The 17,001-nt window shown below is 39.1% G+C and carries 16 protein-coding genes and 2 pseudogenes; 6 read left to right on the top strand and 12 right to left on the bottom strand.

The window, feature by feature from the left end; translation table 11 throughout:
- Positions 1-150 precede the first annotated feature (150 nt).
- Together SD427_RS07480 and SD427_RS07475 are read right to left on the bottom strand one after the other, a co-directional pair.
- On the bottom strand, positions 151-1,215 hold the full coding sequence (locus tag SD427_RS07480; RefSeq protein ID WP_320560650.1) for a PDDEXK nuclease domain-containing protein: 1,065 nt from the start codon (positions 1,213-1,215) through the stop codon (positions 151-153).
- Between the two features lie 197 nt (positions 1,216-1,412).
- Complete coding sequence (locus SD427_RS07475) at positions 1,413-2,906, bottom strand: PAS domain-containing sensor histidine kinase (protein ID WP_320560649.1); 1,494 nt, start codon at positions 2,904-2,906, stop codon at positions 1,413-1,415.
- 414 nt (positions 2,907-3,320) lie between these two features.
- Here SD427_RS07475 and SD427_RS07470 point away from each other — a divergent pair.
- The 3 genes and pseudogenes from SD427_RS07470 to SD427_RS07460 all read left to right on the top strand — a co-directional run bounded on the left by SD427_RS07470 (position 3,321) and on the right by SD427_RS07460 (position 5,288).
- Positions 3,321-3,743, top strand: a pseudogene (locus tag SD427_RS07470) (single-stranded DNA-binding protein).
- A 41-nt stretch (positions 3,744-3,784) separates the two neighbouring features.
- Entirely contained in the window at positions 3,785-4,858 is a 1,074-nt protein-coding gene (locus tag SD427_RS07465; protein ID WP_320560648.1) for a DUF932 domain-containing protein, read from the top strand.
- Positions 4,859-5,045: 187 nt separating this feature from the next.
- Complete coding sequence (locus SD427_RS07460; RefSeq protein ID WP_320561031.1) at positions 5,046-5,288, top strand: JAB domain-containing protein; 243 nt, start codon at positions 5,046-5,048, stop codon at positions 5,286-5,288.
- 85 nt (positions 5,289-5,373) lie between these two features.
- Here SD427_RS07460 and SD427_RS07455 read toward each other — a convergent pair whose 3' ends face one another.
- Positions 5,374-5,727, bottom strand: a complete 354-nt coding sequence (locus SD427_RS07455; RefSeq protein WP_320560647.1) for a helix-turn-helix domain-containing protein — start codon at positions 5,725-5,727, stop codon at positions 5,374-5,376.
- Between the two features lie 138 nt (positions 5,728-5,865).
- Here SD427_RS07455 and SD427_RS07450 point away from each other — a divergent pair, with 138 nt between their 5' ends.
- The gene (locus SD427_RS07450) at positions 5,866-6,174 is read left to right on the top strand and encodes an antibiotic biosynthesis monooxygenase family protein (RefSeq protein ID WP_320560646.1); all 309 of its coding nucleotides are present in this window, start codon (positions 5,866-5,868) and stop codon (positions 6,172-6,174) included.
- Between the two features lie 228 nt (positions 6,175-6,402).
- Here the strand turns inward: SD427_RS07450 and SD427_RS07445 are convergent.
- From SD427_RS07445 to SD427_RS07435, 3 genes and pseudogenes are all read right to left on the bottom strand, one after another.
- A pseudogene (locus tag SD427_RS07445) lies at positions 6,403-7,203 on the bottom strand (SDR family oxidoreductase).
- Positions 7,204-7,338: 135 nt separating this feature from the next.
- Positions 7,339-8,280, bottom strand: coding sequence for an NmrA family NAD(P)-binding protein (locus SD427_RS07440; RefSeq protein WP_320560645.1), 942 nt, complete (start codon positions 8,278-8,280; stop codon positions 7,339-7,341).
- 719 nt (positions 8,281-8,999) lie between these two features.
- Positions 9,000-9,452, bottom strand: coding sequence for a hypothetical protein (locus SD427_RS07435; RefSeq protein WP_320560644.1), 453 nt, complete (start codon positions 9,450-9,452; stop codon positions 9,000-9,002).
- 704 nt (positions 9,453-10,156) lie between these two features.
- On the opposite strand from SD427_RS07435, the gene SD427_RS07430 reads away from it, so the two are divergent.
- Together SD427_RS07430 and SD427_RS07425 are read left to right on the top strand one after the other, a co-directional pair.
- The gene (locus SD427_RS07430) at positions 10,157-10,417 is read left to right on the top strand and encodes a helix-turn-helix transcriptional regulator (RefSeq protein WP_320560643.1); all 261 of its coding nucleotides are present in this window, start codon (positions 10,157-10,159) and stop codon (positions 10,415-10,417) included.
- A 573-nt stretch (positions 10,418-10,990) separates the two neighbouring features.
- Positions 10,991-11,536 carry a hypothetical protein gene (locus tag SD427_RS07425; RefSeq protein WP_320560642.1) on the top strand — a complete coding sequence of 182 codons (546 nt, stop codon included), beginning with the start codon at positions 10,991-10,993 and terminating at the stop codon, positions 11,534-11,536.
- 11 nt (positions 11,537-11,547) lie between these two features.
- Here the strand turns inward: SD427_RS07425 and SD427_RS07420 are convergent, their stop codons facing one another.
- The 6 genes from SD427_RS07420 to SD427_RS07395 all read right to left on the bottom strand — a co-directional run bounded on the left by SD427_RS07420 (position 11,548) and on the right by SD427_RS07395 (position 16,733).
- Positions 11,548-11,943: a hypothetical protein gene (locus SD427_RS07420; protein WP_320560641.1), complete on the bottom strand. Its 396-nt coding sequence runs from the start codon at positions 11,941-11,943 to the stop codon at positions 11,548-11,550.
- 11 nt (positions 11,944-11,954) lie between these two features.
- Entirely contained in the window at positions 11,955-12,182 is a 228-nt protein-coding gene (locus SD427_RS07415) for a hypothetical protein (RefSeq protein ID WP_320560640.1), read from the bottom strand.
- A 290-nt stretch (positions 12,183-12,472) separates the two neighbouring features.
- A complete protein-coding gene (locus tag SD427_RS07410) occupies positions 12,473-13,630 on the bottom strand; it encodes an acyltransferase (protein WP_320560639.1) in 1,158 nt (385 codons plus the stop codon).
- A 98-nt stretch (positions 13,631-13,728) separates the two neighbouring features.
- Entirely contained in the window at positions 13,729-14,634 is a 906-nt protein-coding gene (locus tag SD427_RS07405; RefSeq protein ID WP_320560638.1) for a LytTR family DNA-binding domain-containing protein, read from the bottom strand.
- 415 nt (positions 14,635-15,049) lie between these two features.
- Complete coding sequence (locus tag SD427_RS07400) at positions 15,050-16,162, bottom strand: alpha/beta hydrolase-fold protein (RefSeq protein WP_320560637.1); 1,113 nt, start codon at positions 16,160-16,162, stop codon at positions 15,050-15,052.
- A 202-nt stretch (positions 16,163-16,364) separates the two neighbouring features.
- Positions 16,365-16,733 (bottom strand): hypothetical protein, encoded by a 369-nt coding sequence (locus SD427_RS07395; RefSeq protein ID WP_320560636.1) that lies wholly within the window; start codon positions 16,731-16,733, stop codon positions 16,365-16,367.
- Positions 16,734-17,001 lie beyond the last annotated feature (268 nt).

Genomic DNA, 17,001 nt, shown 5'->3' with positions numbered 1-17,001 from the left:
ACTTACAATGTTATAGAAGTTATTTTTATTATTGAATTTTTTTGAGTAGTAAAATCTAATGTGGTGTAATAATTCTTGCAAATTCAATTATTTTTTCCTGAAGAATAAAAAGCATTTTTGACGACACTGCTACTATGATTTTTGTGATGATTATCCAATTTGTTTTTTTAGTTCTTCCTTACTTGGAAGAATAGCCTTATACTCTTTAGCAAAAATGATATTGTTGTCTTCGGGTAGTGTAAATTGTATCACGGTTTTGTTTTCTTCCTTACAGAGAATGATCCCAATTGTAGGATTTTCTTCTTCCAGCTTCACTTTCCTGTCGTAATAGTTGACATACATCTGCATTTGTCCGATATCCTGATGGGTCAGTTTACCGATCTTCAGATCAAACAGCACAAAGCATTTAAGCAACCGGTTGTAAAAAACCAGATCTACAAAAAAACTGTCATCTTCGAAAGTGAACCTGCGTTGCCTTCCCTCAAATAAGAAACCTTTGCCCAATTCCAACATAAAATGCTCCAGCTTATTGATAATCTCTGTTTCCAGATCACTTTCAGAGTAACGGTGATCCTGCTTCAAATCCAGAAATTCCAAAACATAGTGACTTTTGAGCAGGTCTGTTGGCTTTTCGACAATTTGACCTTTTTGGGCCAATTGCGTAACACCTTCTTTATCCTTGCTTAGTGCCAATCTTTCGTATAGTGCCGAATTAAATTGTCTTGTAAGTTCTCTGACACTCCAATTGTTTTGAGTGGACTCTATTTCGTAAAAATTTCTCTCATTTTCATCTTCAATTTTCATCAGCTGAATGTAATGAGACCATGATAATGTAAATACAGAATTACGAGACGGTGTTTCATAATTTGAATCCTCCAAAGAAATACGAGACGGTGTTTCGTATTTTCCGGAATCTTCGCTTATTTCATCAGAAATTCTCTTTTGGAACATTAAATAAAATTTCCTCATCCACTGAAGATTGTCAACCGAGTATCCTCTTCCGAATTCTTCTATAAGCTGTTTACTGAGATTTTTAAGCGTCTCTTTTGAATATTCGGCTCTACCTTTTCCGCTTTGTTCATCCTCAACAATAATTTCACCTATTTGAAAATAGGTCATGATCATCGTCATATTAATATTTCGGACGATTTTACTTTTAGCATTTTCAATTAAATACCTAACGGAGCTATAAAGGTTGGACGACAATGGATGCATAATCACAAATTTAGCATTATTCTAGATTAGAAACTATCAAGATATTCTATGAATTATAATTTTGACGTACACCAAAATGATTGGCTTCATTTGGCAGTCATTTGCTCTGGAGAATCAAACAACAAATATGAACATTACGGGAAGAATGCTAAGGGTCATGCAGTACCCCCAACTTGTCCAATAAAAAATAGTCAATTTCAGCGTGGTAATGTAAACCAAAATGTACTGCCTTTACCCAAGGTGCTCTCTGCCCATATTTTTCCGTTGTGTCGGCATATAATCTCATTGCAGATATATAAGCCGATACCTAAACCTGAAACTTTACCGTTGCCGCTATCAACACGGTAATATCTGGAAAAAATGTTTTGAAGCTTTTCTTGTGCTATGCCAATTCCGTAATCTTCTACACCTACTTTTATTTGATCATCTTCTTCGATCAGAAATACTTTTAAACTGTTACTATCGGGTGAATACCTGATAGCATTGGTAAGAAGATTAATAACGACCTGTTCGATTCTGTGCGAATCACCAGTGATGGTACATTTGGAACTTAGACACTCAAAAGTTATACTATAGCCGGGATTTGAATGAACGATCATATCGACAGCTTCTTCGACAACCTCCCGAAGATCAAAATCTTCTTTAGCAAAATGTATTTTACCTGCCTCGATCTTAGAAACATCCAGCAGATCATCTACAAGTGAAGAAAGCTTTTTAAGCTGATATTGCAGCTTATCCACAAATGTTTTATTTTTCGCATCTGTTTCCAGCCTTGCAAGAAGTTGTAAATAAGCGCTCATGCTTGTGAGAGGTGTTTTCAGTTCATGGCTTGCAAGTGCTATGAAATCATCTTTTTTTGCATTAAGTACTTTCAGATGCTCATACAGCCTGGCTGTTTCCTGTTGCGTAGCCTGTTCTGCGCTAATGTCTCTTGCTATCTTAGAAGCTCCAATGATATTACCATGTTCATTGATGACCGGGGACACCGTCAAAGAAAGCGGCACTAATTTGCCGTCTTTTGTTTTACGGATCGTTTGAAAGTGGTCAACTTTTACACCTCTGCTGACTTCTCCAATAATGTAGGTTTCTTCATCTAGGCGGTCATCAGGAATAATCAATGAAATATGTTTACCGATGGCTTGCTCCTCTGTGAAGCCAAACAAACGCTCCGCTGCCGGATTCCAGCTGGTAATAATTCCCTGTAACGTTTTACTAATGATTGCATCGTCTGAGGCAGCAACAATGGATGCAAGCATAGCCTGTTTCTCCTGAGCTATTTTCCGTTCCGAGATATCACGGGCTATTTTTGAAGCACCAATAACTTTTCCGTCAACATCTAGGATTGGAGATATAGTCAATGACAAGGAAATAAATTTGCCATTCTTCGTCTTTCTGACAGTCTCGAAATGTTCAACTTTTACTCCAGCTTTAATTTGGCTGATAATAAAATTTTCTTCATCTGATCTATCATCAGGAATCACGAGGGAAATATGTTGACCTATAGCTTCCTCTTCGGTATAACCAAACATCTTAATCGCGGCAGGATTCCAACTGGTTATAATTCCTTCAAGGGTTTTGCTGATAATCGCATCATCTGTGGATGCAATAATTGCAGCAAGAATCGCCTGTTTTTCTTCTATTGGACTCAAAACAGACATTTGCATTTTCGGTAACTGTGTGTTTCCTTCCATACCTCAAAGTTAGATATTTGAATAGTATCTCACAATGTTGAAATAGAAAAAAGGATCTCTACTACTATATCACCAAAAATTCAACGTTAGAATGTATTACTGGATTTTGCACAGGTGACATTTTTGAACTAAATATTCTCAAAATAAACCGGTAAAAAGGCAGCTAAGGTATATCGGTCATCCATTTCTTCACCCAGCCAAAAGACTACGGCATAAACGGTGTCCTCCCTAAAGGTACCCTCCAATTATTCCGTTTCCTTTTGGCTTTCCCCTTTGCCCGCTAAGATTATCTGCTTTCTTTTTTCCGGTTTTTCTTTTGAAAAATATTCAGCGAAGCCCAAAGGGCTTTCAGAGGAAGGACGGAGAAGAGATTGAGAACAAATCAAAATGTACAATCTTCAAAAACCTACGGTTATGAACATTATCGGAAGACTGACAAGGGATGCGGAAGTGCGCAACTTGCCAAATGAAAAACAGGTAGTTAATTTTTCAATTGCTACGAATGACAATTATCGCAACAAACAGGGCGAAAGGATCGAACAGACCACCTATTTTGAATGTGCCTACTGGATCTCTCCAAAAGTTGCAGACTTTTTAACAAAAGGGACTTTGGTAGAATTAAGCGGAAGAGCCTACACCTCTGCATGGCTAGGAAAAGACGGAGAACCCCATGCAGGTCTGAATTTCCACACCTCACAGATCAAAGTCCACAGCAGTAGTTAACGAACTGAAAATAAGTTTACTGAATCGAATAAAAAAGATAAGAAGGAAATTTCTAATTCTAATTCTAATTCTAATTCCAACGACAGCGAAAAAGATGATGACCTACCATTTTAAGATCATCAAATACAATTATCTAACAATTAAATATTAACATCATGGCACATCATTTAAATTTCAACAAAAGAACAGGAAAATATTCATTTTTCAGCGTAAAGGAAAAAGCATGGCACAACTTGGGGCAGATCGTACAGGAATATCCTACAAGTGAAGATGCCATCAAATTTGCAGGACTTGACTACGAGGTCGAAAAATCTCCCCTATTTACAAAAGGTGCAGGCATTATCGAAAATACCAACGGAATAGAAATGATCGATTCAGAATTGGATGTTCCCAACTACTTTGCCAATATCCGCACCGATAACAACACCGTTTTAGGCGTGGTCGGTAGAGACTACCATATCGTACAAAACCGTGAAGCCTTTTCATTTTTTGATGCTATAGTAGGCGGTAATAATGGAATTTTGTACGAGACTGCAGGGGCTTTGGGAAATGGGGAACGCATTTTTATCACGGCTAAATTGCCCGATTATATCCGTGTTGGAAATGGTGACGATATTACGGAAAAATATATTTTCCTGACCACCTCCCACGATGGGAGCGGAAGCATCACCGCCGCATTTACCCCTGTTCGCATTGTCTGTCAAAATACTTTAAACGCTTCACTAAAAAATATGAGCAATGTGGTGCGGATCAGACATACCGCAGGAGCAAAACAGCGTTTAGACGATGCCTACAAGGTCATGGGATTAGCGAATAAATTGAGTAATGAATTGGAAAGCACGTTTAATCATTGGGCAAAAATAAAGGTCGGTGATGACGAGATGAAAAGACTGATTCAGTTGGCACTTTGTCATAATAAAGAAACCTTACACCATTTGCAAAAAGGCAATATTGATGATCTGTCAACCGTATTTAAAAACACCGTTGATGATGCTTTTGCCTACGCGATGATCAGCGAAAGCCAACAAATGGAAACAACTAAAGGAACTTTGTTTGGTGCTTACAATGCTGTTACAGGCTACTTTCAGAATGTCAGAAATTACAAGGATAATGAAGCCAAACTGCAGTCCATTGTATTGGACGGAACTGCACAATTAAAGTCTCAAAAAGCTTTTGACCTGTGTGAAAATTTTGCCCGATCTGGCGCAGAAACTTTAATCATGAATTAACTACAAATTTAAAAGTTAAGTACGGGAAATGCAAGTCTCTGCCGTACAAGAGCGACCTTTATGAAATTCAATATTGTCAACGAGATAAAATTAAGTTATTCCAGAAAAGGAAATTCTGAAAAATTAGTTAGTAGTTCGCGGGACGCAGTGGATGTATTCCGTCAGCACTTTGACCGTGATGAAATAGATTAACCGAGAATCATTTTTTGCCTTATATTTAAATCAGGCTCACAAAGTTTTAGGGATAAGAAAAATTTCTGAATCGGGAATTTCTTCCACGGTTGTCGATGTTCGTATCATCTTGCAGGCGGCACTGCTTTGTAACGCTTCAGCTGTGATACTCGCACACAATCATCCCTCCGGAAATTTGAAACCTTCTGCCGAAGATCTGAAAATTACGCAGAGCATTAAAAAAACAGAAGCTTTTTAAAACAACTTGTTTAAGCGAAACTTGCAACATTAAAGTAAATCCCCAATAAGAAAATGTTGGGGATTTTTACTTTTTTTCGTCTGTTTTAATCTTTGGTAATTTCTTTTCGATGTTCTGTTCCCCAATCTGAAAGATTCCGAATCACCGATGTCAATTTTTTGCCGTGAGGCGTCAGTTCGTACAACACACTTACAGGATGGGTATTCAGAATATTTCTTTGGGCGAGTTTATTAATTTCTAATTCTTTCAATTCTTTACTCAGCATTTTATTGGATATTCCGCTTACATCATTCAGCAGATCGGTGAATCTCCTTTTTTCGTTAAAACAGAGTGACGCCAAGATTGAAATTTTCCACTTGCCACTCAGCACATACATTGCGTCATTTACGGCTCTCACGTGCGCGTCACACGAATTGCTTGTCGTTTTTATGTCTTCCATTTGTTACTTTGTTACCTAAACGTTACAGTTACTTTTTGATACTTAGTTACAAATTTAAACAAATAGTCGGTATATTTGCATAAGAAAATGAGACGAATTATAAAACGTTGATTAATACAATTATAAACCCTTATAAAAATGGAAAAGTTTACATTAGCAATTAAATTTACAGCAAAACCTGATAACCACGAACAATTTAAACAAGCCCTTACTGACCTTTTTGAAACAGTAAGCCAGCAGGAAAATTTTGTACACGCAACCATTCATCAGAATATTCAGAAGGCAGAAGAATTTCTTGTTTATGAGGTTTGGAATGAGGATATCGACCACTTTATGAATGTAACCCTTAAACAACCTTACGTCCTGGAATGGGAACAACTATTGGTAGATATGGAAATCGTACGTGAGCCGTCGGTTTACCAATCTTTTGCGAAATTTAAAAAGTAAATAAAACGTCTCAAATCATTTTGAGACGTTTTTTATTTTAAAACTTGAAATTAACCGATTTTTAAGTTTCGGGGAGATAATAAAGCCTAGGATCCATGCGAGAACAAAATGATAGTTATTCAAGTGTCAGCCGTTGTCAAAATGCTTGCAAAAGAAAACGCCCGGCTTTGCCACGAAAGCAAAGTTGGGCGTTAATTAGCCAAGTACTAACCTAACTTGAGTAACTGCTTAATTATTCTTGGAAGCTGTATATGCAATGTATCCACCATCGATGAATATATCACAGCCCGTGATAAAGCTTGCATTTGGACTTTGCAGAAATTCTACTAGACTGGCAATATCTTCGGGCGAACCAATACGTCTGGCAGGAGTTTCCTCTAGTAAGGTACGAGATGTCGGATGTTCTTTAAGGCCTTTAGACCACATAGGCGTGGAAATGACTCCGGGACTAATTGATACGATACGAGCACCTTTGTTACCCCACGCTACTGCAGCGGCTTGAACCTGTATTCGATTACCATGTTTAGATAAATTATACACGTCTGAAACTTCCTAAAAGGCTAGCGTGTCTATAAATTTTGCCAATTCATCTGCATTCATTGAAGTAAGAGCTTGTCCAATTGCTGGGTCCAGCTTACCGAAATAACCGGCCATACTTGCAAGCATAATTCCAACTGTACCGTTTGCCAGATGTGGCTCAAATGCTTCTATAATACGTGCTGTACCTACAAGATTTACATTCAATATTCTCTCCTTTGAAGCATCTGAAGCCAGACCCGCTGTATGAATGACGGCGTGCAATTGTCCTAATTGCGAAGCCACTACAGCGAGGTTGGTCACGGATTCTCTGCTAGAAACATCAAGCAAGGCGGTAGTTACATCGTAACCCGCAAAAATAAGCTCTTGAGCCACAGATTCAAGTCTATCCTGTACAAAATCGGCTAAAACCAGTGCATAGCCAGTACCGATGCGGCGAGCAATAGCTAATCCGATGCCACCTATACCGGTAATAACAATTACTTTTTTCATATTTTTAAACTAAATATTATAATTTGAAGAATTGACTCAGCAAGAGTCAAAAGATAATCAAGACCTATAATAATACTAAATCTAGTGATTTAACAGCATCAACAATATTATCAGTTAAATCATCTCTTAATCTTTCTAGTCTAAATTAGCGTAGGTTTCTTGCAGAAGTGATTTATTGTTTTCCAAATAAGTCTTTAGTGTTATTGGTTCAATTCCATATCCAGTGCACCCTTGCGGATCGACTTTATATCCTTCCACATTCATCCAGACATAAGTCATAGCGACTCCCTCATAAAAGCCAAGTGCAAGTACCTCTTCCACACTTGCTGTTTGCACATCAAAACTCTTACCTGTGACGTTACTTAGCGCCTCTGCTACCTCTGCCATAGTGAGTTTATCACCAACCAACGACAACTCCTTGTGATTGAACTTTTCTGGATGGATAAAGGCTTCTGCAGCAAATCGACCGACATCCTGACCCGATATCCAATCCACTTTCGTGTCAGGTTCCAGCGGCGTGATAATCTTGCCCTCGGGAAGGGTTGGTAATACCACTCCGTTTCTCGGCGGCAGCACATTCTGCATCATGAACGAGGGTTTCAGTATAGTCCAATAAGGGAAATCTGCGCTTTTAACAGCCTCAATAGCTGCGGCTTTTTCTTGCCAGTAAGTAGGCTCCCATCGGCCTCTTTCCCAGTCTATAAAGCTTTCATGCTCCCCTGCCCGCGCCACTGAGGTATGCACGAAGTGTTTCACGCCCGCTGCCTTTGCTGCGGCTACTAAATTTTGGGCATGGCGCGTTTCCTGTCCCTGTTTGTCCGGAGGGGAAGGCAGCTGCATGGAAAAGACCCCTACCACACCTTGTGCTGCCTTGGTCAACCCTTCCAAATCATCGAATGTGGTTTTGACAAGCTCAACATTTTTCGCCGCTAGGACTTTAACCTCTGGGCTGTCTGTTTCTATTACAATTGCTCTTATTGCGAATTCACCTTTTTCTAGCAAGGCCTCAATGACCGCCCCGCCTTGAAGTCCACTAGCACCTGCTACCAGAATTACTGGTTTTTGAATTTGATTCATATTTAACTAATTAAATTTATGTAAATCTACGTCGTTAATGGTTTACCAACAATACCAGTTACCTAAAGGAAGCCAGATATAAATACGGACAGGACCAACAGTTATCATATTATGTTAGGGGCAAATATGCATCAATTATCCGTACCATCATTAAGTGCTGAAAAGGTGCGAAAGATAGAACATCTATTTGAAATTAATAATTTATGATTTTGCCTAAGTCGGTTAAAGCTTGTAAATCTCTAAAATTTGTTCCAAATCTTCAACTGAATGTTTTGATATTGTTATTTGATGTGGCAAGAAAATTACAGCCAAATAAAGACTTAATATTCCAATCCATATTGTCAGTAATTTTTAAAATATAAATTGTAATAAATATAAATTAAAGAAAATTATATGATAAAAATGAGTTTTGCAATTGTTGCTTAATTTGGCTCAAACGAACTAAATCATCTATAAAAGTGTTTGAAGATATACCCGTCTTGGTCACAAAAAACCGGCATATGAAGTTTACTTCATGCCGGTTTTTTTATTTTCTGCAAACCTGTAATGGATCTTAAACAATACTTTCCTGTGACGATGAGCTGTGGTAAATCTTTATTTTCCCACAGTTTATAGTCAGGTTTATTTTACTTTTTTCCAGACAGGACTTTTGATATCCTTCGTATGAAAAGGTTTCGTAAGATTATGTAATCAGTCAAAATATTGTCACCGAAAAACATTTATGTTGACAGGATTTCAGCAACCAATGGCTGCACTGAACGGAATTTCTTCTTATCATTGTCCTGTTCCAGGATCAGCCATGCCGCATCCAGCATTTTGACAAGGTGTAGGTATGGACCTACAATATCACGCTCAGGCACGTGGTTAAAGGTCCCGAGCGAGAAATACACAATATCCGACAGGAACTCCTCGAATTCCTCAAGGCGGTATTCCTCAAAGGCTTTGCGGAAGACCCGCGCCGGGTACCGGTATTCTTCTTCTGACAGCGAGCCATGCAGCAACGGGCTGCTGTTTTCCGGAAGCGCATCAACCGCCCATTTCCCGGGTTTCTTCCTGAGGCACCACCCTGCCCGGAGAAACGACCGCAGCGACTGGTGGAAATGGAAGACCACGGAAGGGTCCTCAGGAACCCGTGTTTTCTTTTGTGATGCATATTGCATTATCCGATTCAACCGCTCCTTCGCCGTTACCAGGTCATGGAACTGGAAAAACACTTCCAGCAGCGATACGGGTGAATGCTTCTTCCGTCCGGACCAAAACCGGGACTCCAAGTCTATGCTGTGCTTTTTCATAGGTTCTGTTTTTTGTGATTTAAGTTTCCTGGCCACAAGGATTTATGGAGCCAAAGACATAACTTTTCCGAGTGCCTTTTGGTCTGAAAAAGGACATAATAAGATCTTTGAGCAGTGATTCAAAGGCACCGGAAAGCATTTAATATAAATGAAATCTGTGTTTTTATAAGCTTTAACGTAAAGCCGCAATGGGTTGTACACCCCATTGTATCGTGCAGTCTGATACTGTATTTTAAGGAAGCGGCTTAGAATGAAGAGTAATGGACGGCATGAAAAAAAACGGCATGAAACCCACTAACATCAACATCTGAATCAGAGGTATCGCCAAACACCTTGCAACAGACTACGAAAGTGAGCTCACGCCTAGGTCGTGAGCTACTTTACTTATCCTCTCGTTGCTGAATTGAAAATTGGCGATTTTCTGATACGAGTCTCTAAGCAATAGCTTCTAATATTCTTTGAAGTATCGCAAAGTTACATTTCTGTAACTTGTTTGGCAAATATAATAAATTTTATCCAATATGGTAATATATTACCATGGAATATTTGTTCTAAATTCCAAAATTGCTATTAATTATAAATTAATGGATAGCAAAGAGGTTTTAAAGTTTTACATGCAGAGTTTTTCTGAACACCTTAAGGAGGTTAGAAAGGAAAAATATAATTCTATGGATGCCGTTGCACAAAATTCGGTTTTCGATTCTAGTAATTATAACAAATATGAAAACGGTAAAGGAAATCCGACAATTGAAACTATTCTTAAAATGGCTTCAACCTTTAAAATCCCTCCTAAGGAATTGTTTAATTTTGATTTTGATATTGAAAAATATAAAATTGATGAATAAATCCTAACAAGAGTTAGAATTTATATTTAATAATTTGTAATAACAATCTGAAGACTGCTGTAAAATCCCCCCGCTTGCGCGAGCGTCACGCTCGTGCATTTTTTGTAATATTAAAATTTTTCACAAGCAATACCTAATCAATCTTTGATAAATTGAAGTGAAAATACTAAATGAAAATTTATGATGGCTTTTATTTTTGTTGCCTACCAGAAGCTGAAAAGATATAATTTAAAACCTGCTTCCTTTTATTTCTATTAATCCAAAATTTATGAGCGACGATTTAAATAAAAAGAGCAGCAGGATGCTCTTAAAGTGAATGAAAGCTGGGAGTTAAACTATTGGCGCTACCAAAAAACGTTTGAAGTAAGGTTAAGGCTGTCGGAATTTCCATTGCCATAGAAAAAAATATTTAAAAAAATAATGGGGCTTTCAATCTGATAAAATTTTATTCACGCCATTCATTTTTAATCCTATCTTTAAACCGGTTTTTAAGACAAAAAAACGAAGTAGTTTGGGCACTGAAAATCAAAATCTCACCACCGTTAAAACGGCTTATAAAACAACAGTAACCCTATGCTGAAACTCTCTTTCCTAAACCTGTTCTTTTCAATATTTTTGGTTCCGCTCATGATGCAGTGCGAGGATGGACAGGGAGGCCCCTGTGATACCTATACCCGGTACGCTTCTGAGGAAAATCTTTGTGAACTGTTACCCGCAAAATCAAACTACAGCCAGGGGGAAAACGTCACCTTTACATTTGCGGTAAAGTCAAAACTTTCAGTGGATGGAAAACAGACCGATATTTTTCAGGAAACAAAACTCGACTCCGGCTTACTCACGATCAATTTATCTGAACTTTTTAAGGATAATACCGTCACTTTTATTAAGGGTCAAAAAATAGATGACGGTAAATTCAAAGCGGTTTACAATGCTGTTACGGATTCTTATGAACTGGAAATAAACGTCAAACTCAACCGTCCGGGGATTTATTCCTTTGATTCAGTGGCTGCATTCCAGGACCGTGATTATAATGAAGAAAGCTGTATATTTATTATTGTCGCAACGAACATTAAGGGAAGTAACCCGGATGACGGCAGGATAAAATTTACAGTCATCTGATCCCGATTCTTTTATTTTCTCGCTGCCATTTTCGGACTGGTGAAAAATATAAGCAGGTACAATATAAGAAAAATGAAATAGCCAATAAGGATAACCACCAACAGCGCGGAAGGAAATCCGTTCCTTAAATTCCACTTTAGCAGTGCCATGGCCCCTATCAGGAATTGAGAGAGGTTTCCCATACCAAGTGCTCTGCCGTAAATCCCACCCATGAGCACGTTCCTGGACATCCAGTTGGTAACGGCAAATCCGAATAATAACCCTCCCAGGATCTGGATGATGAGCACCACATATTCATTTTCAGCAATAATCAGGTTTTTGGCGGCTTCATCCGGGATAAATACGCAGGGCAAAGCCAAGCCTGCTAAAAATATACTGCTTGCGGTTTGTATCAGTTTGCTGTTCATCAATTTTTAAGTTAAGCAACCTTTATTTTGAAAATATAGTGAGACACCCCGTAATTAACGACTTCGCCGGATACACGGCGGACATATAGTCTTTTCTCATACAGTCCCAGGAAATAACGGGATAGCGTATACTTAAGCTGGTCCTGTTTCGGACAATCCGGCAGTTTGATTTTATAAAACGCTTCTATTTCAGCTTTGATAAAGTCTGAAAAGCTGTCTTTAGAGGTAAGCATGTCCATTATTTAGAGTAAGTCAATAGTTTACAAATGAAATTCATATTTTGTAATAAGAGGCAATATCTGTTTATCAATCCTTTCATTACAGGCAACAAAAATACATCAATAAAATGTAAAAAATACTTAAATTAAAATTAAAATGTTTAACAGAATCTTTTTAAGGCTTTAACGTTCAATTTCTTATATCATCCGGATTTTGATAAAGGTATTCATTTTTATATTCAGGACATTGAATATCCCCGGGCGACCAGTTTGCCCTGAGTCATGAAGAAACTCTGATTCGAATTCACAAATTAAAGAATTTTCTTAATACCGGGGATCAGGATGATCATTGAACCCATCACAAAACTGCACAGGACTGTTAATGGTGCAGCCACTAAAATCTTTACAGCAGGATCCACATTCCAGTTTCGAAGGGCTAAAGTAATTGCGATGATGACCAGCGGATGGAAAATATAGACCGTAAAACTGCTTTGTGAAAATCTACGGGACCATTTTGAAGGGTGATTCCAGCTTCTTTTTCCCTTGATCAACAGTGCTGTAAGTATGGAAATACCGATCCACTGTTCCCAGACCGCATAAATAAAAGCCTGCCAGTGGAAACCACCTGAAAAATAAGAGACCGGAGTATCCAGTTTTAACGCAATGACAAAAAATACCGGGAAAAACAACAGGCACAGCAATGCTGATCTTTTAAGCTGCCTTCCCGTTTTATCCGGAAGCTGATCAAACCATTTGTTTTTGGCTGCCCATAAACCCACAATGAATAAGGCAATATACTGCGGAAAATGTCCCAACTGAAACCCAACCGGTTCCAAAACCCAGCCGACAGGAAAAATAATTCTGACCAGAAAACTGATAATTCCCAATCCTGAAGCGAACCGGAATATCGTACCCGGGCGGGGAACCGCACGAGATCTATTAAAATTAATGTCAAATAATTTTCTTACAGCCACGTACATCAATGTGAAAAGCAATAAAGCCGCAATGAACCATGTCACGCCCGGATCGATCCAGCTGTCATAACGGCTCAGATATTCAGCAAGGGTAATGTGGTCTCCTTTTCCAAAATAATAGACCAGATAGCACATAAAGGGTGTAAGAATAAAGGAATAAAATAACAGTGGGATTCCCAGCCTGACCAACCGGTCTTTAATAAATCTGAAAGGCCCTTTTTTCGTGTAAGATGATCCCGTAAAATACGCAGCCAACAGAAAGAAATATCCCATAAAAAAAGACTGGTTCACACTGACGAACATGGTCATCACCAGTTTCGCACCTTTGATGGATGTCGGTTCATTATAGTACCAGCCATCGGAAGAACTGTAAGCAATACAAGTATGGTGCAGCACGACCAGTACCGTCAGCAAAACTTTGATATTATCGATGTAAATTAATTGGTTTGAAGTTCCGGACTTCTGAGCGGCCGTGATTTTTTCTGTTGTCATCATCAATAGGTTTCATATTTTCGATGGCAAACATACGGTAAGAAAAAGCAGTTACAGAGGCACTTGTGACGGATAACTAGCTTTTGTGACGAACAACTAGCTTAAGCATTATGCTGGTTGCCAAGCGCCCGGTAACAGGAATTGAAAATTTCCGTCTGTTTTCTAGAAACGGGAACTTTCAGATCAGTTTCATTGAACGACAGGATATAGCCCTGCGAATTACCGGCAACTTTTTTGACCCTGAACATATTGACAAGGTAAGCCCGATGGCATCTGAAAAAATTCGGGTGACCTGATAGCTGAGTTTCAAATTGGGTTAGAGAAATCCGCTTCACTTCCGTAATGGTCCGGCCATCCTTTAACCGGGTCAATTCGATATAATTCCCATCCGCTTTCGCGAAGAGGAGATCGTCAATATTCAGGCTGAAATCATCTTGCTTTACCTGTGTACTGATAAAAAGACAGGGTTCCTGAGCTGCCTTTTCCAACGGTACCGCAATAGGTACAAATTGAAGTACAAAAGGAGACCCTTTTTTGGATTCAAAGTAAAAACCGGAGAGTCTGAGAAAAAAGTAAAAGAATATTCCGGCTACGAAACAGTTTCTGATCTCTTCATACAGGTAGCGCCATGACCAGTTGTCAGGATTGTTATAGAGCATATCCCTCATCAGGAAGCTGGCAGCGCCCATGAGGATCAGTACGATCCCGATATGAAAATATTCTTTCAGTAAAGCCCAGTGATGCGCGCCATTTTTTCTTCTGAAATAATTCAATCCCCTGAAATAAGCAAATAAAATAAAAGCCGGAGCGAAAGCGTGAAAAAAACAGATGAACAGGTAATGCATCCTCAGTTCAGGGTCATAGACGCCAAACGGTTTGAAAAGCAATAAAAAAAGCAAAATACTAAAGAATACGACCATCGAACTTTTCATCAGTTTTTCAGATGTGAACCTTCTCGGATAGTCGGTCTTGCTGACCAGATGTTCGGTATTGACGTAAAATTTCATACTTGGCTTATTGTGTGATCAAAAATAGAATAAAATATAATTATTTCATTCTCAAATCGGAAAATTACTGCACAAAAAGACGTATGGCCTACCTGTGATCCGGATCATTCTGTTCTTTGCGTCCAGGATAAAAGCTGCATTTTGCCGCAGAATGCAGCTTTTTGGAATCCCCTGAAAATCCCACAATAATGGTTTTTGCATTCGTCCTCACTTCTTCCCATATCGTTGCTTACAAGATTCAAAGCCACTGCAGATACAGTGGTTTTATCATTACCATTAGCTAAAGTGGTTTTATGTTTTCCGGATTGAAATGTCCGGAATCTTTTCTGCCTGTCCGAATCCTTATTTTTAAGCTTTATGAACCTAAAGCGGAAAGTCCAGGACAGAAATGGCTTTTTGTTAGGTTCAGCTTAAACTAGCGAAAGATTTTCTGTGCAAACTGATACAGACAGCGCCTCCAAGTGAGCCACTCGTGATATGTTCCTTCTGATTGGTACCGGACGTATGGGTATCTGTTTTGCCCAAGATAAGCAGTCAGGATATGATTATAATCCTGGAACCGACGTTCTTCTTTTGTACCGATCCCGATAAATAGAAAGGGCTTTTGTTTTGCCTTCAACAGATTACCTATGGGAAGCTCTCTGAAAGGCTCAGGCGCCGTTCCTTCATAAATAACAGGACTGAAAGCTCCGATGGCAGAAAACAGCTCCGGATGACGGGCACCGATAAGCATGGCCTGATAGCTTCCTCTTGAAAGCCCCGCAACCGCTTTTTTTCCGTTAGTCCTGTATTTTCTTTCTATAAAAGGAATAAGCTCTTGAATCATGATTTTGTCTATATTCTGTGAAGAAAGTACCGTTCTTGGATAATCGTCCGGCATTTTTTCTTCTTCAGCGGTGAGGGCCACGCCGTAATCCATGACCACAATCATCTCTTCCGCCTTTTTCTCTGCAAAAAGATTGTCAAGGATATTACTCAGATGTCCCTGCTTTTCCCAGCCTGTAATATCTTCCCCTGTTCCGTGGTACAGGTACAAGACCGGAAACCGTTTGGTTCCGTAGCCTGGCGGCAGATATACTTTAACGTTTCTCTTACCTTCAGTAATTTCAGAATACAGACTGTCATTTATGATTTTCCCGTGCCTTACCTTCTTTTCAAAGAAGAAATCTTCGCCTGAATCAATCTCGATTCCGCTTGTGGGCTGGCCGTAACCGAAGTAAAGTTCCGTATTTGGATCATTGGTCCGTCTGCCGTCCACTCTGAACCAATAATAATGGAAACCGATCTCCAAAGGTGACGTACTGACATTCCAAAAGCCCTCCTGATCTTTAGTTATCGCTGATTTTACATTTTGCATGCCGTCTCCCCCTTCCAGAACAACGGACTTGGCACCGGGAAAATAAACCTGGAACACCGCTTTTCGCTCAGCATCTGTTTTCGGGAATTCTTTCCCGCCTTTTGCTGTTGCCGATGTTTTAAAATTCTGTGAAAATACCATGGAAGAGCACAGCGCAAATACTGCTGACATCCTTATAAAATTTTGCATTGATTTCAATTTAAAGTCTGGACAAAGCTTTAATTTAGGCATTCTTTTGTAAACCGGCAACTAAATAAAAGTATCTTTTAAATATGAGAGATACAGGCTGCCTTTTATAACCGTAACAGACTGCCGGACATGATTATTTAAATAAAAGGCCGATGATCATGTTTTTCAGGTCATTCTTATCCATTTATTTCCGGCTGCTCAAGATCACTGCTGTATTGCGCTTTAGGGTAGTCGGCATATCCATTTTACCACCGGCATAAATGGTATCCGGATTATTTTCAGACAGTAAAATATGATACCTGAAACGTTCCGCCAAATCGGGATTGACACTGAACGGTGCACCAAAAGACACCAGGTCGGCGTTGCTTTCTTTCAGGATTGCATTGCCTATTTCCTGCGTAAAACCCAGGTTAACCATCAGCCGGCCGCTGTAGTTTTGACGGAAATGGCTGAAGTAATTGTGCTGTAATCCTGCTACAGGTTTGCGCTCAGATCTTCCGCAGGCCCTACCACGTGTAAGTATCCAGGAAGTGAATACGGAAGCTTTATTCACGATGTAATAAAGCGCGGTTCAGTAGAAGTTATTTAGGCTATAAACAAAAGATATCCGTGAACTGTTACCCTGCAATGGAATTTTATAGCTTCTCAAATGATAAAGTAAAAACCTTCCCTAAAAGGGAAGGTTTTTTTATGTATACCGGATTTTAATTTATCGTTTTGAGATTCATTTAATTGTCAAAAGATTCCGGAATTGAAAGCAGCAAGAGCCGGAAGCCTTACTTTTACAAAATATTGTCATGCTTTTGTGTAATAATTAAATT

It is taken from the genome of Chryseobacterium sp. JJR-5R (assembly GCF_034047335.1).
GTDB lineage: Bacteria > Bacteroidota > Bacteroidia > Flavobacteriales > Weeksellaceae > Chryseobacterium.
This window is presented reverse-complemented; position numbering and strand designations above follow the sequence as displayed.

Excerpts from the sequence above, each read along its gene's own strand:
- SD427_RS07465 (WP_320560648.1), top strand. The coding sequence starts at position 3,785 with ATGGCACATCATTTAAATTTCAACAAAAGAACAGGAAAATATTCATTT.
- SD427_RS07440 (WP_320560645.1), bottom strand. The coding sequence starts at position 8,280 with ATGAATCAAATTCAAAAACCAGTAATTCTGGTAGCAGGTGCTAGTGGA.
- SD427_RS07405 (WP_320560638.1), bottom strand. The coding sequence starts at position 14,634 with ATGAAATTTTACGTCAATACCGAACATCTGGTCAGCAAGACCGACTAT.
- SD427_RS07455 (WP_320560647.1), bottom strand. The coding sequence starts at position 5,727 with ATGGAAGACATAAAAACGACAAGCAATTCGTGTGACGCGCACGTGAGA.
- SD427_RS07430 (WP_320560643.1), top strand. The coding sequence starts at position 10,157 with ATGGATAGCAAAGAGGTTTTAAAGTTTTACATGCAGAGTTTTTCTGAA.
- SD427_RS07425 (WP_320560642.1), top strand. The coding sequence starts at position 10,991 with ATGCTGAAACTCTCTTTCCTAAACCTGTTCTTTTCAATATTTTTGGTT.
- SD427_RS07400 (WP_320560637.1), bottom strand. The coding sequence starts at position 16,162 with ATGTCAGCAGTATTTGCGCTGTGCTCTTCCATGGTATTTTCACAGAAT.
- SD427_RS07410 (WP_320560639.1), bottom strand. The coding sequence starts at position 13,630 with ATGATGACAACAGAAAAAATCACGGCCGCTCAGAAGTCCGGAACTTCA.
- SD427_RS07480 (WP_320560650.1), bottom strand. The coding sequence starts at position 1,215 with ATGCATCCATTGTCGTCCAACCTTTATAGCTCCGTTAGGTATTTAATT.
- SD427_RS07450 (WP_320560646.1), top strand. The coding sequence starts at position 5,866 with ATGGAAAAGTTTACATTAGCAATTAAATTTACAGCAAAACCTGATAAC.
- SD427_RS07415 (WP_320560640.1), bottom strand. The coding sequence starts at position 12,182 with ATGGACATGCTTACCTCTAAAGACAGCTTTTCAGACTTTATCAAAGCT.
- SD427_RS07475 (WP_320560649.1), bottom strand. The coding sequence starts at position 2,906 with ATGGAAGGAAACACACAGTTACCGAAAATGCAAATGTCTGTTTTGAGT.
- SD427_RS07420 (WP_320560641.1), bottom strand. The coding sequence starts at position 11,943 with ATGAACAGCAAACTGATACAAACCGCAAGCAGTATATTTTTAGCAGGC.